The 21116-nt window shown below is 65.0% G+C and carries 17 protein-coding genes; 13 read left to right on the forward strand and 4 right to left on the reverse strand.

The genetic code is table 11. From position 1 onward, the window contains the following. Positions 1–24: 24 nt before the first annotated feature. Positions 25–864: a formate/nitrite transporter family protein gene (locus tag N2604_RS14675; protein WP_260375331.1), complete on the reverse strand. Its 840-nt coding sequence runs from the start codon at positions 862–864 to the stop codon at positions 25–27. A 133-nt stretch (positions 865–997) separates the two neighbouring features. Then, entirely contained in the window at positions 998–1381 is a 384-nt protein-coding gene (locus tag N2604_RS14680; RefSeq protein ID WP_260375332.1) for a hypothetical protein, read from the reverse strand. Positions 1382–1547: 166 nt separating this feature from the next. Here N2604_RS14680 and N2604_RS14685 point away from each other — a divergent pair, with 166 nt between their 5' ends. The 11 genes from N2604_RS14685 to N2604_RS14735 all read left to right on the forward strand — a co-directional run bounded on the left by N2604_RS14685 (position 1548) and on the right by N2604_RS14735 (position 15297). Beyond that, complete coding sequence (locus N2604_RS14685; RefSeq protein WP_260375333.1) at positions 1548–2870, forward strand: CmpA/NrtA family ABC transporter substrate-binding protein; 1323 nt, start codon at positions 1548–1550, stop codon at positions 2868–2870. A 64-nt stretch (positions 2871–2934) separates the two neighbouring features. After that, positions 2935–3831, forward strand: a complete 897-nt coding sequence (gene ntrB / locus N2604_RS14690) for a nitrate ABC transporter permease (protein ID WP_260375334.1) — start codon at positions 2935–2937, stop codon at positions 3829–3831. A gap of 10 nt (positions 3832–3841) precedes the next feature. Then, complete coding sequence (locus N2604_RS14695) at positions 3842–4636, forward strand: ABC transporter ATP-binding protein (protein ID WP_260375335.1); 795 nt, start codon at positions 3842–3844, stop codon at positions 4634–4636. Between the two features lie 340 nt (positions 4637–4976). Continuing rightward, positions 4977–6368 (forward strand): MFS transporter, encoded by a 1392-nt coding sequence (locus tag N2604_RS14700; protein ID WP_260375336.1) that lies wholly within the window; start codon positions 4977–4979, stop codon positions 6366–6368. A gap of 180 nt (positions 6369–6548) precedes the next feature. After that, positions 6549–6977, forward strand: coding sequence for a globin family protein (locus N2604_RS14705; protein ID WP_260375337.1), 429 nt, complete (start codon positions 6549–6551; stop codon positions 6975–6977). Positions 6978–6987: 10 nt separating this feature from the next. Further along, complete coding sequence (locus N2604_RS14710; protein ID WP_260375338.1) at positions 6988–8205, forward strand: NAD(P)/FAD-dependent oxidoreductase; 1218 nt, start codon at positions 6988–6990, stop codon at positions 8203–8205. 1 nt (position 8206) lies between these two features. After that, positions 8207–10909, forward strand: a complete 2703-nt coding sequence (locus N2604_RS14715) for a nitrate reductase (protein ID WP_260375339.1) — start codon at positions 8207–8209, stop codon at positions 10907–10909. Positions 10910–11271: 362 nt separating this feature from the next. Continuing rightward, positions 11272–12168 carry an SMP-30/gluconolactonase/LRE family protein gene (locus N2604_RS14720; protein ID WP_260376226.1) on the forward strand — a complete coding sequence of 299 codons (897 nt, stop codon included), beginning with the start codon at positions 11272–11274 and terminating at the stop codon, positions 12166–12168. A gap of 19 nt (positions 12169–12187) precedes the next feature. After that, positions 12188–13027, forward strand: coding sequence for an aldo/keto reductase (locus tag N2604_RS14725; protein WP_260375340.1), 840 nt, complete (start codon positions 12188–12190; stop codon positions 13025–13027). Positions 13028–13214: 187 nt separating this feature from the next. Next, positions 13215–14156, forward strand: coding sequence for a DMT family transporter (locus N2604_RS14730; RefSeq protein ID WP_260376227.1), 942 nt, complete (start codon positions 13215–13217; stop codon positions 14154–14156). A gap of 61 nt (positions 14157–14217) precedes the next feature. After that, positions 14218–15297, forward strand: coding sequence for a zinc-binding dehydrogenase (locus N2604_RS14735; RefSeq protein ID WP_260375341.1), 1080 nt, complete (start codon positions 14218–14220; stop codon positions 15295–15297). Positions 15298–15300: 3 nt separating this feature from the next. Here the strand turns inward: N2604_RS14735 and N2604_RS14740 are convergent, their stop codons facing one another. Then, the gene (locus tag N2604_RS14740; RefSeq protein WP_027571162.1) at positions 15301–15762 is read right to left on the reverse strand and encodes an Lrp/AsnC family transcriptional regulator; all 462 of its coding nucleotides are present in this window, start codon (positions 15760–15762) and stop codon (positions 15301–15303) included. 131 nt (positions 15763–15893) lie between these two features. Here N2604_RS14740 and N2604_RS14745 point away from each other — a divergent pair, with 131 nt between their 5' ends. After that, positions 15894–18257 (forward strand): transketolase, encoded by a 2364-nt coding sequence (locus N2604_RS14745; protein ID WP_260375342.1) that lies wholly within the window; start codon positions 15894–15896, stop codon positions 18255–18257. Positions 18258–18557: 300 nt separating this feature from the next. Beyond that, positions 18558–19988 carry an aldehyde dehydrogenase family protein gene (locus N2604_RS14750; protein WP_260375343.1) on the forward strand — a complete coding sequence of 477 codons (1431 nt, stop codon included), beginning with the start codon at positions 18558–18560 and terminating at the stop codon, positions 19986–19988. Between the two features lie 142 nt (positions 19989–20130). Here N2604_RS14750 and N2604_RS14755 read toward each other — a convergent pair whose 3' ends face one another. Next, positions 20131–21108, reverse strand: coding sequence for an SMP-30/gluconolactonase/LRE family protein (locus N2604_RS14755; protein ID WP_260375344.1), 978 nt, complete (start codon positions 21106–21108; stop codon positions 20131–20133). Between the last annotated feature and the right edge of the window lie 8 nt (positions 21109–21116).

The raw sequence follows: 21116 nt of genomic DNA on the forward strand, positions 1-21116 counted from the left end.
GCTCTCTTGTTGAGGTGCGTGTGATCAGGCCGCGACGCGGGGCTTTGCAGCCTTTTCGGCCTGGCGCTTCGGCAGGGTCATGACGTGCGTGGCATAGAGGGTCATGCCGGTGAAGGCGAGGCCGCCGACGAGGTTGCCGAGCACGGTCGGGATCTCGTTCCAGATCAGATAGTCCATGATCGAGAACTTGGCGTGCAGCAGCAGGCCCGACGGGAACAGGAACATGTTCACGACGGAATGCTCGAACACCATGTAGAAGAACACCAGGATCGGCATCCACATCGCGATGACCTTGCCGGGGACAGAGGTCGAGATCATGGCGCCGACGACGCCGGTCGAGACCATCCAGTTGCAGAGCATGCCGCGCAGGAACAGCGTCGCCATGCCGGCCGCGCCGTGCGCGGCATAGCCCAGCGTTCGGCCTTCGCCGATATTGCCGATGGCCGCGCCGACCTTGTCGGGGGCCTGCGTGAAGCCGAAGGTCGTGACGAAGGCCATCATGAAGGCCACGGTGAAGGCGCCGGCGAAATTGCCGACGAAGACGAGGCCCCAATTGCGCAGCACGCCACTGAGCGTGACGCCCGGGCGCTTGTCGATCAGCGCGAGCGGCGAGAGCACGAACACGCCGGTGAGCAGGTCGAAGCCCAGGAGATAGAGCATGACGAAGCCTACGGGGAACAGGAGCGCGCCGACCAGCGGCTGGCCGGTGTTCACGTTGATCGTGACGGCGAACCAAGCCGCGAGGGCCAGGATGGCGCCGGCCATGTAGGCGCGGATGATGGTATCCCGGGTGGACATGAAGATCTTGGACTCGCCCGCATCCACCATCTTGGTGACGAATTCCGAAGGCGCGAGATACGACATCAATGGTTCCTTTGCTTCGTAAGTGAGATCGACACACGCCCCCTGGCGAGAGCGCGGCTGAACGTCATCGGTCGTGCGGGCGGCCTGCCGCGCACGAGGGGCTATGGAAAGTCTGGATGCTCAGGGAATCGCGTCACGAGGACTCTGAAGCCGGGAGACCGCGAAGCAGGTGAGCTTCCGGGATGCGGCCGCCAGCGGCTGCATCAGTGCGGCCATGCCGCAGTCTTCGTTGACGGCAATTGAGAAGCAAGTTGCGTGCCGCTACAGCGCGGCAAAAATAGAGAGCCATTTCAATGCGATCTCGCTCTGATTGATCTCGGTCTGTCGCCTTCGCAGCCTTTTGATTGAGCTGCTGCATAAGCTTTGTGCGTCGCACAAGAAATGTGCAGATCGCAAATTTCGCATGCGGAATCAGCCTGCGACAGTTTGGCGCGACCATCATAATAAATTGAAACTTCAGCGCTTTTTGAGGCGCTACGCTTGGCATGAAGCTTGAATACTTCCAGCCCGACGCCATTGAAGCCGTCCCGCGAGACATCTCATCCGATTTGCTGACGCCACCAGACGGGGGTCCCTCCCGTCGCGCGTTCGCATGCGCCAAGTAAGGCGCAACCGGACGGACGGGCTGCTCGCGCGCACAGCCGCAAATCATTCCGCAACGACGCCAAAGGACGACACTGCCTATGACCAAGCGCATCCGCCGGCCCTCGGAAACGACCGGCCTCAGCCGCCGGCAATTGTTGAAGGCCACCGGCTCGACCGCCGCACTGCTCGCCGCCGCCAAGCTGAATTTCCCCGCCGGCGCCTTCGCCCAGGACGGAGGCCCCGAGGTCAAGGGGGCCAAGCTCGGCTTCATTGCGCTCTCCGATGCCGGCCCGCTGTTCGTCGCCAAGGACAAGGGCCTGTTCGCAAAGCACGGCGTGCCCGACACCGACGTGCAGAAGCAGGCGTCCTGGGGCACCACGCGCGACAACCTCGTGCTCGGCTCCGAAGGCAATGGCATCGACGGCGCGCATATCCTCACCCCGATGCCGTATCTGATCTCGGCCGGCAAGGTGACGCAGAACAACCAGCCGACGCCGATGTACATCCTGGCGCGGCTCAATCTCGATGCGCAGTGCATTTCGGTCGCCAAGGAATATGCCGACCTCAAGGTCGGCGCGGACGCCTCGGTGCTCAAGGCCGCATTCGAGAAGAAGAAAGCCGAAGGCAAGTCGGCCAAGGTCGCGATGACCTTCCCGGGCGGCACGCATGACCTCTGGATCCGCTACTGGCTCGCAGCCGGCGGCATCGACCCCGACAAGGACGTCGAGACCATCACCGTGCCGCCGCCCCAGATGGTGGCGAACATGAAGGTCGGCACCATGGACGCCTTCTGCGTCGGCGAGCCCTGGCCCGGGCAGTTGGTCCACCAGAAGATCGGCTATACCGCCGTCAACACCGGCGAGATCTGGAGCAAGCATCCCGAAAAGTCGTTCGGCATGCGCGCGGCCTGGGTCGACAAGAACCCGAAGGCTGCAAAGGCGATCCTGATGGCCGTGATGGAGGCCCAGCAATGGGCCGACAAGATGGAGAACAAGGAAGAGCTCGCCACCATCATGGCGAAGCGCCAGTGGATCAACTGCCCGGTCGAGGACATCGCCGACCGCGCCAAGGGCAAGTTCGACTACGGCATCCCCGGCAAGGTGATCGAGAACTCGCCGCACATCATGAAGTACTGGCGCGATCATGCCTCTTATCCGTTCCAGAGCCACGATCTCTGGTTCATGACCGAGGACATTCGCTGGGGCAAATACGAGGCTGGTTTCGACAGCAAGGCGCTGATCGCCAAGGTCAACCGCGAGGACCTCTGGAAGGACGCGGCCAAGACCCTTGGCGTCGCCGCCGCCGACATTCCGGCCTCCACCTCGCGCGGCAAGGAGACCTTCTTCGACGGCAAGGTGTTCGATCCGGAAAATCCGGCTGCCTATCTGAAGTCGCTCGCGATCAAGCGCGTCGAAGTCTGATGGAGCCCCGCGGCCGCCTTTAGGGGCGGCCGCATCGTCCTTGCCACGCCGGAGAGAGATAGCGATGAACATGACTGCCACGAAGATCGAGGTTGAGACCGCGACGCCTGTCGCAACGGTTGCGCCGGTCGTCGCGCTGACGCCGAAGCGTCCCCCGCGCGCCGAAGCTTACGCACGCATGGCACGCGAGACGGCGGTGCGCGTGATCCCGCCGCTGGTCGTGATCGCGCTGCTGACGCTGGTGTGGGAGCTGGTCTGCCGGAGAGCCGGCTCGGCACTGCCGCCGCCGTCGAGAGTTTTCAAGGACACCAAGGAGCTGATCTTCGATCCGTTCTTCGACCATGGCGGCATCGACAAGGGGCTGTTCTGGCATCTCTCCGCCAGTCTCCAGCGCGTCGCCTTCGGCTACTCGCTCTCGGCCATCGCCGGCATCGCGCTCGGCGTGCTGGTCGGGCAGTCGGTCTGGGCGATGCGCGGGCTCGATCCGCTGTTCCAGGTGCTGCGAACCATTCCGCCGCTGGCCTGGCTGCCGCTCTCGCTCGCGGCCTTCCGCGACGGCCAGCCTAGCGCGATCTTCGTCATCTTCATCACCTCGATCTGGCCGATCATCATCAACACCGCGGTCGGCATCCGCAACATCCCGCAGGACTATCGCAACGTCGCCGCGGTGGTGCAGCTCAATCCGCTTGAATTCTTCGCAAAGGTCATGATCCCGGCGGCGGCGCCCTACATCTTCACGGGCCTGCGCATCGGCATCGGCCTGTCCTGGCTCGCGATCGTCGCAGCCGAAATGCTGATCGGCGGCGTCGGCATCGGCTTCTTCATCTGGGACGCCTGGAACTCCTCGCATATCAGCGAGATCGTCCTGGCACTGTTCTATGTCGGCATCGTCGGCTTCGTGCTGGACCGCCTGATCGCGGGGCTCGGCAAGGTCGTCACCCGCGGCACCGCGCAGAACTGAGGAGAGGGACATGACCGCCTATCTGAAGCTCGACCACATCGACAAGGTCTTCACCCGCGGCGCCGCCACCACGGAAGTGCTCAAGGACATCAACCTGACGATCGAGAAGGGCGAATACGTCTCGATCATCGGCCATTCCGGCTGCGGCAAGTCGACCCTGCTCAACATCATCGCGGGGCTGACCGGCGCCACCACGGGTGGCGTGCTGCTGGAAAACCGCGAGGTGAACTCGCCGGGGCCCGATCGCGCCGTGGTGTTCCAGAACCACAGCCTGCTGCCGTGGCTGACCGTTTACGAGAACGTCAAGCTCGGCGTCGACAAGGTCTTCGCCAAGACCAAGTCCCGTGCCGAGCGCGACGCCTGGGTCATGCACAATCTCAACCTCGTGCAGATGGCCCATGCCAGGGACAAGCGTCCGTCCGAGATCTCCGGCGGCATGAAGCAGCGCGTCGGTATCGCCCGGGCGCTGGCCATGGAGCCGAAAGTGCTGCTGCTGGACGAGCCGTTCGGCGCGCTCGACGCGCTGACCCGCGCGCATCTGCAGGACTCGGTGATGGCGCTGCATCAGAAGCTCGGCAACACCATCCTGATGATCACTCACGACGTCGACGAAGCCGTGCTGTTGTCCGACCGTATCGTGATGATGACCAACGGACCGAGCGCGCGCATCGGCGAGGTGCTGGAGGTGCCGCTGGCGCGGCCGCGCAAGCGGCTCGACCTCGCGACCAACGCCACCTATCTGAAGTGCCGCCAGCGGGTGCTCGAATTCCTCTACGAGCGTCATCGCTTCGTCGAGGCCGCGTAAATCACGCGTTCACGCGAGATATGCCCGCGCCTAATTAATCGACATCAAGCTCAATCCCTGTGCGTCGCACAGGGATTGAGCGAATCGCAAATTTAGCGTGCGGAAAAGTCCTGCAAACAATTCGGGCAATACGAATAACGTCCTGAAATCCCTGCATTTCCCGCGTGCGCGCAACTGGCACGGAAATTGAAGCGTCTTTGCGCGACGCCAACGACGACGTCCCTCAACATCATCAATCAGCATCGTGAACTCGCCACCGGGGGTCAAGCCTCGGAGCGCGCCTCCGTGACCGGAGGCAGAGCCTGCAACGACGCAGCGGTGAGCCTGGAAGGGATACTCAATGACGAAGAATGCGACCCTGAACTCCAGCTGGATTTCAGACTGGCGCCCGGAGGATGAGGCGTTCTGGAACAATACCGGCAAGTCGATCGCGCGGCGCAACCTGATCTGGTCCATCGTAGCCGAACATATCGGCTTCTCGGTCTGGCTGATCTGGAGCATCGTCACCACCAAGCTGCCGCAGGCGGGCTTCCAGTACAGCACCGACCAGCTGTTCCAGCTCGTCGCCGTGCCGGGCCTGATCGGCGCCTTCATGCGCTTTCCCTACACTTTCGCGGTGACGACGTTCGGCGGCCGCAACTGGACCATCTTCAGCGCGGCGATCCTGTTCATCCCGACCTTGTCGCTTGCCTATTTCGTCAGCCAGCCCGACACGCCGTTCTGGCTCATGCTGCTGGTCGCCTCGACCGCGGGTCTCGGCGGCGGCAATTTCGCCTCCAGCATGACCAACATCTCCTTCTTCTTCCCCGACCGGATGAAGGGATGGGCGCTCGGCCTCAACGCGGCCGGCGGCAATATCGGTGTCTCCAGCGTGCAGCTCCTGACCCCGATCCTGATGACGCTCGCCGTCTTCAACCTGTACCAGGCAACGCCCGTCGACGGCATTTTCCTGCAGAATGCCGGCCTGATGTGGGTGCTGCCGATTGCGATCGCGGTGTTCGGCGCGGTGTTCTTCATGAACAACCTCACCACGGCGAAATCGTCGGTGAAGAACCAGCTCGCAATCGTCAAGCGCAAGCACACCTGGATCATGGCCTATCTCTATATCGGCACGTTCGGGTCCTTCATCGGCTACTCGGCGGCGTTTCCGCTGCTGCTCAAGACGCAATTCCCTACCGTGACGATCTCGATCGCCTTCCTCGGCCCGCTGGTCGGCTCGCTGTCGCGTCCGCTCGGCGGATGGCTCGCTGACCGGGTCGGCGGCTCCATCATCACATTCTGGAATTTCATTGTGATGGCGGGCGCCACGGTCGGCGCGCTCTACTTCGTCGGACACAAGGATTTCATCGGCTTCCTGTCGATGTTCCTGATCCTGTTCGTGACGACGGGCATCGGCAACGGCTCGACCTACCGCATGATCCCCTCGATCTTCCGCGAGGAGAACCTGTTCAAGGTGCGCGGCAAGGGCGATGCGGCGCGCAGCGCCGCCCTGAAGACCGCGAGCATCGAGAGCGGCGCGGCGGTCGGCTTCATCGGCGCGGTCGGTGCTGTGGGCGGCTATCTGATCCCGAGCGGCTTCGGCAAGTCGATCGCCATGACCGGCGGGCCGCAGCTCGCGCTCGTGGTCTATCTCGGCTTCTACGCCTCCTGCCTCGCTCTGACCTGGTGGTTCTACCTGCGTCGCAGCCCGCAGGGTGAAGGCGCGCCAAGCCTCGCCGAGGCGCGTGTGTAGAGCATGATCCGGAAAAGTGTGAAGCGGTTTTCCGCCAAGATCATGCTCAGAAGAAAAACACTTGGCACGAATGTCGCTTCTCCCCGTACGCGGGGAGAGGTCTCTCTGATGACGTTTGATCCATGAACTTTTTCCGCAATGGCGCGGACGAAGGCAGACCGAAACAGACAGGAGAACATTATGACGCCCGAGCAGATTACCCTCATTCAGCAGAGCTTCGCCAAGGTCGCCCCGATTTCGGAAGCCGCCGCGGTGCTGTTCTACGACCGCCTGTTCGAGGTGGCGCCGTCCGTACGCGCGATGTTTCCCGAGGACATGACCGAGCAGCGCAAGAAGCTGATGGGCATGCTCGCCGCGGTGGTCAGCGGCCTGTCGAACCTGGAGTCGATTCTGCCCGCGGCCTCCGCGCTCGCCAAGCGTCACGTCGACTATGGCGCCAAGGCCGAGCACTACCCCGTGGTCGGCGCGACCTTGCTGTGGACCCTCGAGAAGGGCCTTGGCGAAGCCTGGACGCCCGAGCTTGCCACGGCCTGGACCGACGCCTACGGCGTGCTGTCCGGCTACATGATTTCCGAGGCCTACGGCGCGCAAGCGCAGGCCGCCGAATAGGAGAAGCGTTGTGAGCGAACCGCTGGTCATCGTCGGTAACGGTATGGCGGCCGCGCGTCTGGTCGACGAGCTCGCCAAGACCGCGCTCGGCCGCTACGCGATCGCCGTGATCGGCGAAGAGCCGCGGCTCGCTTACAATCGCGTGCTGCTTTCATCGGTGCTGGCCGGCGAGACCGGCTCGCACGAGATCGAGCTGCGGCCGGCCGATTGGTGGCGAAACCGCGGCGTCACGGTGCGCTACGGCTATCGCGTCACCGAGGTCGATGTCGGCCGCCGCGAGCTCAAGATCGCGGGCGAGGAGAGCATGGAATATTCTAAGCTTGTGCTCGCCACGGGATCGACGCCGCTGCGGCTCAACGTGCCGGGCGCCGATCTTGCCGGCGTGCACACGTTTCGCGACACCCGCGACGTCGACCTGCTGCTGACGCTGGCCGCGGCCAGGAAGCGCGTCGTCGTGGTCGGCGGCGGCCTGCTCGGGTTAGAGGCCGCCTACGGCCTCGCCAAGGCCGGCGCGCCCGTGACGCTGCTGCATTTGATGGATCGGCTGATGGAGCGTCAGCTCGACGCGCCCGCGGCCGATCTGCTCAAGACGCTGGTCGAGCGCAAGGGCATCCGCGTCATGCTCAATGCCGCGACGACCTGCATCCGCGGCGACGGCCATGTCCAGGCCGTCGAGCTCGCCGACGGCAGCCGCATCGCGGCCGACGCGGTGATCTTCGCCGCCGGCATCAAGCCGAACGTCGCGCTGGCGAAAGAGGCGGGGATTGCGGTCAACCGCGGCGTCGTCGTCAACGATGTGATGCAGACCTCTTCGTCCGACATCTTCGCGCTCGGCGAATGTGCCGAGCATCGCGGCACCTGTTATGGCCTGGTCGAGCCCGCCTATGAGCAGGCGCGCGTGCTGGCGCGGCATCTGGCCGGCCGGCCCGTCGCCTATCAGGGCAGCGTGGTCTCGACCAATCTGAAGGTCTCCGGCGTCAGCGTGTTCTCCGCCGGCGACTTCATGGGCGGGGAGGGCAGCGAGAGCCTCGTGCTGTCGGACCGCAGGCGCGGCACCTACAAGAAGCTCGTCATCGCCGACGGCCGGCTCACCGGGGCCGTGCTGATCGGCGATACAATCGATGCCCTCTGGTACCTCGAGCTGATCCGCAATCGCGACAAGGTCGCGGCGATCCGCACCGACATGATGTTCGGCCGCGCACTGGCGCAGCCTTCGAAAGCGGCGTGACATGACGGCGATCGATCCAAATCTCCGCACCACCAAGACGACCTGTCCCTATTGCGGCGTCGGCTGCGGCGTGCTGGCAACGCCCGACGGGAGGGGTGGCGCGGCAATCGCGGGCGACCCCGATCATCCCGCCAATTTCGGCCGTCTGTGCTCGAAGGGCTCCGCGCTCGGCGAGACCGTCGGGCTGGAAGGGCGGCTGCTCTATCCCATGATCCGCTGCAAGGGCGTGCTGGAGCGCGTGGCCTGGAGCGATGCGCTCGACCACGTCGCCCATCGCATGCAGCACATCGCGGCGCGCGACGGCGCGAACGCAGTCGCGTTCTATCTCTCCGGCCAGCTCCTGACCGAGGACTATTACGTCGCCAACAAGCTGATGAAGGGATTTGTCGGCACCGCCAACGTCGACACCAATTCGCGGCTCTGCATGTCGTCCTCGGTCGCGGGCCATCGCCGTGCCTTCGGCGCCGACACCGTGCCCGGCTGCTACGAGGATCTCGACCAGGCCGATCTGCTCGTCTTCGTCGGCTCGAACGCAGCCTGGTGCCACCCGGTGCTGTTCCAGCGCATGCTGAAGAACAGGCAGGAGCGCGGCGCCCGCATGATCGTGATCGATCCGCGCCGCACCGACACCGCCAGCGACGTCGATCTGTTCCTCGGTCTCAAGCCCGGCACCGACACCGCGCTGTTCTCCGGCCTGTTCGTGCATCTCGCCGACAATGGCGTGCTGGATCGGGACTATATCGCGCAGAACACGTCCGGCTTCGACGATGCGCTGACGCGCGCGCGCAATATCGCCGGCAGCGTCACCGCGACAGCGCTCGCCACGGGCCTCTCGGAGCAGGACGTCGCCGCCTTCTTCAAGACGTTCCGCGACACCGAGAAGGTCGTCACGCTCTATTCGCAAGGGGTCAACCAATCGGCGCAGGGCACCGACAAGGTCAACGCCATCCTGAATTGCCATCTCGCCACGGGCCGCATCGGCAAGCCGGGCGCCTCGCCGTTCTCGCTGACCGGCCAGCCCAACGCGATGGGCGGCCGCGAGGTCGGCGGCCTCGCCAATATGCTCGCCGCTCATATGGGCTTCACGCCGCCCGACATCGACCGCGTCAGACGGTTCTGGAAGGCGCCGCGCATCGCCACCCATGAAGGCTTGAAGGCGGTGCAGCTGTTCGAGGCCATCAACCGCGGCGAGGTCAAGGCGCTGTGGGTGATGGGCACCAATCCCGCAGTGTCGTTGCCCGATGCCGACATGGTGCGCGATGCCCTGAAGAAGCTCGAGCTGTTCGTGATCTCCGAGAACGTGCTCTCCAACGACACCGTCGAGGCCGGCCCGCACGTGCTGCTGCCGGCGCTGGCCTGGGGCGAGAAGTCGGGCACGGTGACCAATTCCGAGCGGCGCATCTCGCGCCAGCGCGCGTTCCTGCCGGCGCCGGGCGAGGCGCGTCCCGATTGGTGGATCCTGAGCGAGACAGCAAAGCGCCTCGGATTCGGCGACAGCTTCAATTACAAATCGGCCGCCGATATCTTCCGCGAGCACGCCGCGCTCTCGGCGTTCGAGAACAATGGTAGCCGTGATTTCGACATCGGCGCGCTGACCTCGCTGTCCGACGAGGCGTTCGATGCCTTGAGGCCGGTGCAATGGCCGGCGCGCGAGGGCGGAATGCCCGGCGAGCGCTTCTTCGCGCAAGGCGGCTTCTTCACCAATGACGGCAAGGGCCGCTTCATCGCGCCGGAGGTGCCGGCGCTGCGCGGCGAGACCGGCCCGTCGCGCCCCTTAAGGCTCAACACCGGACGCATCCGCGACCAGTGGCACACCATGACGCGCACGGGCCTCAGCCAGCGGCTGGGCGCGCATCTGCCCGAGCCGTTCGTCGAGATCCATCCCGACGACGCCGGCAAATACGGCATCGCCCATGACGGCTATGCCCGCATCACCACCGATTACGGCCAGTGCATCCTGAAGGCCATCGTCAGCGAGCGGCAGCAGCGCGGCATCCTGTTCGTGCCGATCCACTGGAGCGCGATGAATGCCTCGCACGGCCGCGTCGGGGCGCTGGTCGCACCCTTCACTGATCCGTTCTCGGGGCAGCCGGAATCCAAGGCGACGCCGGCCGCGATCGCGCCTTACGAATTCGTCTTCCGCGGTTTTGCATTGTCGCGCAAGCCGCTCGATCTGCCGCAAAACCTGTTGTGGACGCGCGTGACCGTCAGCGGCGGCTTCGGCTATCTTTTCGCCGACAATGCGGATCTCGCCCGCTGGCCGGCCTGGCTCGAAAGCGTCGCCGGCGAGGACGTTGCCGAATATCGCGATTTCGGCGGCGGGGTTTTTCGCGCGGCTTCGTTCGCAGGCGACCGCATCGAGACCTGCCTGTTCGTCGGCCCCGCGCACGATGCCGGCGACTGGGAGGTGGTGAAGAGCCTGTTCGTGGCCGATCAGGTCACCGACGAGCAGCGCCGCATGCTGCTGTCGGGCAGGTCCAGCGAAGGCGCGGTCTCGACCGGCCCGATCGTCTGCGCCTGCTTCGGGGTCGGCCGTAGCACCATCTGCGACAGCATCGCCAGCGGCGCGCGCACCGCCGCCGACATCGGCGCCAAGCTCAAGGCCGGCACCAATTGCGGCTCCTGCATCCCCGAGCTGAAGCGGCTGATTGCGACGACGGAGGTGCCTGCACAGCAGGCGAAGGTCGCAAGCGCGGCGGGGTAGGCTGGCTCTCTCCATCGTCATTGCGAGCGCCAGCGAAGCAATCCAGAGTCGTTCCGCGAAGATAGTCTGGATTGCTTCGCTGCGCTCGCAATGACGGCTTGGATGCAGGCGTGTGCTAACGCTGCGGTCTCGTGCCCCGGACGCAGCGCAGCGTCTCTTCGACGCTGCGCTGCAGAGCCGGGGCCCAGGTTGCACCGGGTTGCGTGGCTTCCTGGGTCCCGGCTCTGCGCCCAACGCTTGCGCGTTGCAGCTTGTCCGGGACACGAGAGCGGCGTGGACGCGGCTATGCCCCCGCGCCAATCGACGCGCCGACGTTTGTGCCTTATGCTGCCGCGTTCCCCTCAACAGGCACAACAACAATGATGTACCTGGAAACGCCGCCGCGCCTGATCGAGACCAGGCTGTTCTCCGCCATGCCCGACAAATTCCGCCGCAAGGGCGTGCGAACCGATTGGGCCGATGCCAATCGGCCGAACATGCCGACCGACAGTTTCATCGAGGGGCCATCCTTCGACACGGACGGCAATCTCTACATCGTCGACATTCCGTTCGGCCGCATCTTTCGCATCGCGCCTGACGGTGAATGGTCGCTCGTGATCGAATATGAGGGCTGGCCGAACGGGCTGAAGATCGCTGCCGACGAACGCATCTTGGTCGCGGACTACAGGCATGGCATCATGGAGCTCGATGCCGAAGCCGGCCGGGTCAAGCCGGTGCTGACCGGGCGCAATTCGGAATCGTTCCGCGGCTGCAACGATCTGCATGTAGCCTCGAACGGCGACATCTATTTCACCGACCAGGGCCAGACCGGCCTGCACGATCCGAGCGGGCGCGTTTACCGGCTGGCTGCGAACGGCCGCCTCGATTGCCTGCTCGACACCGGCGTCAGTCCGAATGGTCTCGTGCTCGACCCGACTGAAACCGTGCTGTTCGTCGCGATGACGCGGGACAACGCGGTGTGGCGGCTGCCGTTCATGAAGGACGGCAGCGTGTCCAAGGTCGGCCGCTTCTGCTCGTTGTTCGGCAGCAGCGGCCCTGACGGTTTGACCATGGATGCCAAAGGCCGCCTGTTCGTCGGCCACGCCTCGCTCGGCCACGTCTTCGTGTTCGCGCCGAACGGGGAACTGATCGCGCGGATCAAGTCGTGCGCGGGGCCGAACTGCACCAATGTCGCGATCGGTGGCGAAAACTGGGACCGGCTCTATATCACGGAGTCCGCGACCGGCAGTGTGCTGATGGCCGATATCGGCGGGCTCTAGACCATCTGAAGGAACAAGCATGAACACAAAACCCTTCGGCAAGACCGGCGCCAACGTCTCCGTCATCGGGCAGGGCACCTGGTATCTCGACCACGGCGACCGCAAGCGCGCGATCGCGGCGCTTCGGCGCGGGCTCGATCTCGGCATGACCCACATCGACACCGCCGAGATGTACGGCGATGCCGAGCTCGTCATTGCGGATGCGATCGCAAGCCGGCGCGACGAGGTGTTCCTCGTTTCGAAAGTGCTGCCGAGCAATGCCTCGCGCCGCGGCACCATCACCGCCTGCGATCGCTCGCTGAAGCGGCTGAAGACCGAGCGGCTCGACTGTTATCTCCTGCACTGGCGCGGTTCCTATCCGCTGGAGGACACCGTCGCTGCATTCGAAGAGCTGGTGCAATCAGGCAAGATCAAATCCTGGGGCGTCTCCAATTTCGATGCCGACGATCTCGACGACATTTTCGAAGTCGCAGGCAAGGGGCGGATCGCCTGCAACCAGGTGCTCTATCATCTGAAGGAACGCGCGATCGAGCATGCGGTGATCCCGTGGTGCGAACGGCATGATGTTGCCGTCGTCGCCTACTCGCCGTTCGGCCACGACGATTTCCCGTTGAGCAGCAGCAGGGGCGGTGCCGTGCTGGCGCGCATCGCGGAAGCGCATGGTGCGACGCCGCGTCAGGTCGCACTGAGCTTCCTCACCCGTGGGACTACGGTGTTCGCGATTCCGAAGGCCTCGTCCGCGGAACATGCCGGCGAGAATGCGGCGGCAGGCGATCTCGTGCTGACGAAAGACGAGGTTGCCGCGCTCGATGCAGCGTTTCCGCGCGGACCGAAGCCGCGCGGCCTGCCCATGCTGTAGTGCACAACGGGCATTATTAACGGAGCATTGACGCGCGCGGCGGTCCGCGCATATCGGCATCCTGTTTTCGGAAGTTGTGAACGCGGGGCATTTGGCGTTTTTTACGGCTGTTCTCGATTCGCATTTTGCCCGGGTTCCAGCCGTGACACCGCCGCCCGCCGCAGCCGCAAGGCTCGACGTTATTCCCATGCCTGTGCCGGAGAAGAAGCAGCAGGCTCGCCGCGCGCCTGCGCGCGTCGATCATCCCTTCAAGGGCATTGCGCTGATCCTGCTCTCGACGGTATTTCTCGGCTGCTCCGACGTCACTGCGAAATATCTCTCGACCAGCCTGCCTTCGATCGAGATCACCTGGATCCGGTTCCTCACCTTCACCCTGCTGTTCACGCCGGTGATGCTGCCCGCCTCGCCGTTCTATGCAATGGGCACCAAGCGTCCCGGCCTGCACGTGATGCGCGGGGCGGCACTGCTCGGCTCATCGCTGTTCTTCATCACGGGCCTCGGCTTCCTGCCGATCGCGGAGGCGTCCGCCACCGGCTTCGTCGCGCCGCTGTTCGTCACGGCGCTCTCGATCGTGTTCCTCGGCGAGAAGGTCGGCATGCGCCGCTGGCTCGCCACCGCGCTCGGCCTCATCGGCGTGCTGATCATCCTGCGCCCGGGCACCAGCGCGTTTCATCCCGCCGCATTCTTTCCGTTGGTCTCGGCGGCGTGCTGGGCCGGCACGCTGATCCTGACGCGGATGATGAGCGGACGGGAAGCCGTCGTCACCACCATGGCCTATTCCTCGCTCACCGGTCTTGCGATTCTCACCGCGATCGTGCCGTTCGTCTGGGTGACGCCGTCCTGGACCGCGATCGCGCTCGGCATCTTCATCGGCGTCGCTTCGACCGCGGGCCAGTGGATCGTCGTGCTCGCCTATCGCTATGGCGATGCCTCGGTGCTGGCGCCGTTCTCCTACTCCCAATTGTTGTGGGTCAGCATCCTCGGCTTCTTCATCTTCGGCGAGGTCCCGAGCATCTGGACCGTCGTCGGTGCGGCCTTCATCGTTGCCAGCGGTCTCTACATCGCTCATCGCGAACGTGTTCGCCGCGCTCAGCTCTTGGTGCTTGAAGAGCGCTCTCCGAACGCCTGACGCAAGTTCCCAGCTTCCGCGTTGTGCTATCACTGGTTCCGACGATCAGGGGAGGAGCTGGATGCGCGCCGCGATTTTCAGGAACGGCGAGATTGTCGTTGGCCGGATGGCCGAGCCGACGCCGGGCCCCGGCCAGGTTCTGGTCAAGACGCTCGCTTGCGGCATCTGCGGCTCCGACCTGCACGCACGCCAGCACGCCCATCGCATGGTGGAGATGGCGCGGAAGGTCGGGCGCAAGCCGATGGACCTCAGCCGCGACGTCGTGTTCGGCCACGAGTTCTGCTGCGAGATCGTCGACTACGGCCCCGGGACATCGCGCAAGCTGAAGCCGGGAACTCACGTCTGTTCGCTTCCCGCGCTGGTGACGCCGCAGGGTATCGAAGGCATCGGCTATTCCAACGACAATGTCGGCGGCTACGCCGAGGCGATGCTGCTGAGCGAAGCGCTGCTGCTCGAAGTACCCAATGGCCTCGCGCCGGAGCATGCCGCGCTCACAGAGCCGCTGGCAGTCGGCGTTCATGCCGTCGCCAAAGCGAACATTCGCGGCGGCGAGGTGCCGCTGGTGATCGGCTGCGGTCCGGTCGGACTCGCGGTGATCGCCGCGCTGAAGCTCAAGCGGCTGCATCCGATCATCGCGGCCGACTATTCGCCGGCGCGGCGCGCGCTTGCGGCAAAGGTCGGTGCCGATATCGTCGTCGATCCCCGGGTGGCGCAGCCTTACGCGACCTGGGCCGAGCACGCGCAGATGACGGAGGCCGAGAAGGCGGCGCGGCCGCCGTTCCAGGCCATGCTGCCCGCGCTGAAGCCCGCGATCATCTTCGAATGCGTCGGCGTGCCCGGCCTGTTGCAGCAGGTGTTCGAAGGCGCTCCGCGCGATGCGCGCATTGTCGTGGTCGGCGTCTGCATGGAGAGCGACAGAAGCGAGCCCATGCTCGGCATCATGAAGGAGCTGAACGTCCAATACGTGCTCGGCTACACGCCGGAGGAGTTTGCAGGCTCGCTGCGCCTGATCGCGGACGGGCAGGTGGATGCCGCCGCGATGGTCACCGCCGAAGTCGGCCTCGACGGCGTCGCAAAGGCCTTTGCCGATCTCGCCAATCCTGAAGCCCACACCAAGATCATCGTGCAGCCGTGGCGGTGACGCCTACACCGGCAGCGCGATCGAGTACTTCACCTGGCTGAGCGCGAAGCTCGACTCGATCGAGGCGATGCCGTCGAGCCGGGTCAGCTTGGTCTTCAGGAACGTCTCGTAGGAGGCGAGGTCGGCGGCGACGACGCGGAGCAGGTAGTCGCGGTTGCCGGTCATCAGATAGCATTCCAGCACCTCGTCCCATTTCGAGATGGCGCGGGCGAAGCGGTTGAGGTCCTCCTCCTTCTGCCGCGCCAGCTTGATCGAGATGAACACGCTGACATGCAGTCCCAGCGCCTTCTGGTCGACGGTTGCGACATAACGCGAGATGACGCCGCGCTCCTCCAGGAGCTTGACCCGGCGATGGCAGGGCGAGACCGAGAGACCGACCTTGTCGGCGAGCTCCTGCATGGTCAGGCGGCTGTCGTTCTGAAGGTGGCTGAGGATCTTGCGGTCGATGGCGTCGAGCTCGGGCATTGGGATGAAACCTGCTTCTGGTCGGCTATCTTGGTAAAATATCCCAATATCGGCGGGTATGGCGCGAAAAATTGAGAAGTTTGACGCGGTTCGCAGGCGTATGATCGGTGCATATTTCCCGGAGCATCGCCATGCCCGTCGATTCCGCCCGTCTCGATATCCTGACCGCCCTCAGCCGCAAGGCGCTGTGGCTGTCGTCCTGGACCATCCACCACGCCAACCACATCCGGCCCAATGCCGACGGCCTCAAGGTCGGCGGCCACCAGGCCTCCTCGGCCTCGCTCGCGACCATCATGTCGGCGCTGTATTTCCATGTGCTGCGGCCCGAGGACCGCGTCGCGGTGAAGCCGCATGCGAGCCCGGTGTTCCACGCCATCCAGTATCTGTTTGGCCGGCAGAGCCGCGAGAAGCTGGAGAACTTTCGCGGCTTCAAGGGCGCGCAGTCCTATCCCTCGCGCACCAAGGACGTCGACGACGTCGATTTTTCCACCGGCTCGGTCGGCCTCGGCGTCGCGCAGACGCTGTTCTCCTCGCTGGTGCAGGACTACGTCAAAGCGCATGGCTGGATGAAGGACCGCCGCGAGGGGCGGATGATTGCCCTCGTCGGCGATGCCGAGATGGACGAGGGCAACATCTTCGAGGCGCTCGCGGAGGGCTGGAAGCACGGCCTGCGCAACACCTGGTGGGTGGTCGACTATAACCGCCAGTCGCTTGATGCCGTCGTGCGCGAAGGTCTGTGGGAAAAGTTCGAGACCATGTTCCGCAATTTCGGCTGGGACGTCGTCATCGTGAAATACGGCCGCCTGATGCGCGAGGCCTTCGCCGAGCCCGGCGGCGAGGCGCTCAAGCGCTGGATCGACAATTGCCCGAACGCGCTCTATGCGGCGCTGTGCTTCCAGGGCGGCGCGGCCTTCCGCAAGCACCTCCATGACGAGATCGGCGACCAGGGCCCGATCACAAAACTGATCGACAAGCGCAGCGACGCGGAGCTCTTGGCGCTGATGTCGAATCTCGGCGGCCACGACATGGCGAGCATGCTGGAGGCGTTCGATTCCATCGATCACGACCGCCCGGTCTGCTTCATCGCCTACACCATCAAGGGCGTCGGCCTGCCGTTCCAGGGCCACAAGGACAATCACGCCGGGCTGATGACGGTCGCGCAGATGGAGAAATATCGCGACAGCCAGAACATCCGTCCCGGACACGAATGGGACAAGTTCGAAGGGCTGTCGCAGGATGCAGCCGAGCTGGAAGCCTTCCTCGCGCGGGTGCCGTTCAACCAGGATGGTCGACGGCTCACGGCGCCCGTCGTCGAGGTGCCGCAGCAGCTCGCCTTCAAGCCGTCGCCGCAGATGTCGACCCAGCAGGGCTTTGGCCTCGTGCTGAACGAGATCGCGCGCAGCGACAATGAGCTGGCCAGGCGCATCGTCACGACCTCGCCCGACGTCACAGTCTCGACCAATCTCGGCCCCTGGGTCAACCGCCGCGGCCTGTTCGCACGGGCCGAGAAGGCGGATTTATTCCGTAGCGAGAAAATTCCCTCGACCTACAATTGGGACGCTTCACCGAAGGGCCAGCATCTGGAGCTCGGCATCGCCGAGATGAACCTGTTCATCATGCTCTCGGCGCTCGGCCTGTCGCACCAGATCAACGGCGAGCGGCTGCTGCCGGTCGGCACGCTCTATGATCCCTTCATCGAGCGCGGCCTCGATGCGCTGAACTACGCCTGCTACCAGGACGCCCGCTTCATGGTGGCGGCGACGCCGTCAGGCCTCACGCTCGCGCCGGAAGGCGGCGCGCATCAGTCGATCGCAACGCCCCTGATTGGCATGGCGCAGGACGGGCTCACCTCGTTCGAGCCGGCCTTCGTCGACGAGCTCGCCGTGATCATGGCTTTCGGCTTCGAGCATATGCAACGCGATCCGGGCGAGGGCGGCTCGATTTATTTGCGGCTCTCGACGCGCGCAATCGAGCAGGCGCAGCGGATCATGACCCCGGAGCTGCGGCAGGGCATCACCGATGGCGCCTATTGGCTGCGCAAGCCGGGGCCGAATGCCGAGGTCGTGATCGCCTATACCGGCGCGGTTGCGCCCGAAGCGATCGAGGCGACCGGCTTCATCGGCGAGAGCCGCCGCGACGTCGGGCTGCTCGCGATCACTTCGGCCGATCGCCTCCACGCCGGGTGGACCGCCGCGCGGAAATTGCGGCGTGACCGCCGCGGCGTGCAGCATCTCAGCCACATCGAAAAGCTGCTCGCGCCGCTGCCGCGCGACTGCGGCATCGTGACCGTGATCGACGGCCATCCCGCCGCGCTCGGCTGGCTCGGCAGCGTCCGCGGCCACCGTGTCGAGGCGCTCGGCGTCGAGCAGTTCGGCCAGACCGGCAGCATCGCGGACCTTTATCGGCACTACGGCATCGACGCCAACGCCATCATCGATGCGGCCGAAAGCCTCACCACCGGCGCGCCGGTGCTGCATCGGAAGATGGCGGTGTAGCGGAGGTAACTCTGCGTTGCATGGGCCCCGGCTCAGCAGCGCATCACTGAAGAAGTGCTGCGCTGCGTCCGGGGCACGAGACTGTCTAGGCTCGTTACAATCTCGTGTCCCGGACGCGCTGCAGCGTGCAACGCTGCTGCGCAGAGTCGGGACCCAGAGCCGCTTGCCTCGCTTTAAATCGCGTCACATATTCCGCTCGCCGCAACGCTGGCCCCGCATATGGCGGGTTCAATTGCCGGCGCTTTCGTGCAAGGATGCCTGCCGAAACGCCCCCTCCAAGCCCCCAAGAAGAGGTTAACGATGGTCAATCGCATGCAATTCTACATCGACGGCGCCTGGGTCGATCCTGCCGTCAAGAAGTCCACCGCCGTGATCAATCCGGCGACGGAAGAGGCGATGTACGAGGTTGCGCTGGGCTCCAAGGCCGACGTGGACAAGGCGGTCGCCGCCGCCAAGCGCGCCTTCGCGACCTTCTCCCAGACCAGCCGCGAGGAGCGCGTCGCGCTGCTCACCAAGATCATCGAGGTCTACAAGGGCCGCCTCAAGGAGATCGGCGCCGCCGTCTCCGACGAGATGGGCGCACCGCTGCCGATGGCGGAAAAGCTGCAGGCCGGCGCCGGCCTCGGCCATCTCATGACCACGCTCGACGTGCTCAAGAACTATCATTTCGAGGAGCCGGTCGGCACCGCCATGGTGCTGCGCGAGCCGATCGGCGTGGTCGGCATGATCACGCCCTGGAACTGGCCGCTGAACCAGATCGCCTGCAAGGTCGCGCCCGCGCTCGCCGCCGGCTGCACCATGATCCTGAAGCCCAGCGAGTTCACGCCGACCTCGGCGCTGATCTTCGCGGAGATCCTGCATGAAGCCGGCGTGCCCAAGGGCGTGTTCAACCTCGTCAACGGCCTCGGCCCCGAGGTCGGAGCCGCCATGAGCGAGCACCCTGATATCGACATGATCTCCTTCACCGGCTCGACCCGGGCCGGCATCGACGTCGCCAAGCGCGCCGCGCCCACCGTCAAGCGCGTCAGCCAGGAGCTCGGCGGCAAGTCGCCGAACGTCATCCTCGAAGGCGCCGACCTCACGAAGGCGGTGACCGGCGGCGTGATGCACATGTTCAACAACTCGGGCCAGTCCTGCAACGCGCCTTCGCGCATGATCGTGCCGCTCTCGAAGATGAAGGAGGTCGCCGCGATCGCCAAGGCCGTCGCCGACAAGACCAAGGCCGGCGATCCGCGCGCCGAAGGCACCACCATCGGCCCGGTGGTCAATCGCGGCCAGTGGGACAAGATCCAGGGCCTAATCAAGAAGGGCATCGACGAGGGCGCCACGCTCGTCGCCGGCGGCCCGGGCCTGCCCGAAGGCGTCAACAAGGGCTTCTATGTCCGTCCCACCATCTTCGCCGACGTCACCCCTGACATGACGATCGCGCGCGAGGAGATCTTCGGGCCGGTGCTGACCATCATCGGCGCCAAGGACGAAGCCGACGCTGTGCGCATCGCCAACGATACGCCCTATGGCCTCGCCGGCTACGTCACGGGCCCGACGGTCGAGGACGCCAAGCGCGTCGGCCGCCAGATCCGCGCCGGCAACGTCAACCTGCAAGGCGTGCCCAACGACCGCACCGCGCCGTTCGGCGGCTACAAGCAGTCCGGCAACGGCCGCGAGTGGGGCAAGTTCGGCCTCGAGGACTTCCTCGAAGTGAAGGCGGTCGCCGGCTTCAACGCGGCGTAAGTCTTAATCTTCTGAACAAGCACGACGCCGGAGCGGGTAACTGCTCCGGCGCTTTTGTTTGTAGGCCGCATGGAGCGAAGCGTAATGCGGGAGCGGTCCCCGGATTGCGCTCCGCTCCATCCGGGCTACAAGAGCAACGCGCCTATCCCCCCACCGCGCCCTGCGTGTTCACATACAGCGCATAGATCGACTGGCTCGCGGCCATGAACAGGCGGTTGCGCTTGACGCCGCCGAAGCAGACGTTGGCGCAACGCTCGGGCAGCGCGATACGGCCGATCATGACGCCGTCGGGTGCGAACACCACGACGCCGTCGAGCTCGGGATCGCCCATGCCCCAGCCGCACCAGAGATTGCCGTCGACGTCGCAGCGCATGCCGTCGGGCGTGCCCGGCCCGGCATCGATATGGACGCGCTTGTTCGCGATCGTGGTGCCCTCGGGCGAGACGTCATAGGCGAGGATCTTGCGGTTCGGAACGCCGCGCGATTCCACGACATAGAGGATCTTCTCGTCCGGCGAGAAGCACAGCCCGTTCGGCCCGAGCACGCCCTCGGCGACGATGGTCGCCTTGCCCGTCTCAGGATCGAGTCGATAGACGTTCGGATCGATCTCGGACTCGGCCTTGTAGCCCTCGTAGTTGCCGAGCAGCCCGAAGGTCGGATCGGTGAACCAGATCGAGCCGTCCGATTTAACAACGACATCGTTCGGCGAGTTCAACCGCTTGCCGTTGAATTGATCCATCAGCACGGTGATGCTGCCGTCATACTCGGTGCGCACCACGCGCCGGCCGCCGTGCTCGCAGGTGATCAGCCGGCCCTGCCGGTCACGCGTATTGCCATTGGCAAAATTCGAGGGCTTGCGGAACACGCTGACGGCCCCCGTCTCTTCCTCCCATTTGAGGATGCGCTGGTTCGGGATGTCGCTGCAGAGCAGATAGCGCCCGTCGCCGAACCAGACCGGCCCCTCGGCCCAGCGCAGGCCGGTCGCCAGCCGCTCCACCGCCGACAGTTTCAGCCAGTATTTTTCGAAGCGGGGATCGAATGCCCTAATCGCGGGATCGGGGTAATACGTCGCCGGCCGCCAGCCTGGCCGCTCCTGGGTGTGGGACGATGCCTCATTCATGCCGGTTC

The organism is Bradyrhizobium sp. CB1015 (genome assembly GCF_025200925.1).
In the GTDB taxonomy this organism is placed as follows: Bacteria; Pseudomonadota; Alphaproteobacteria; order Rhizobiales; family Xanthobacteraceae; genus Bradyrhizobium.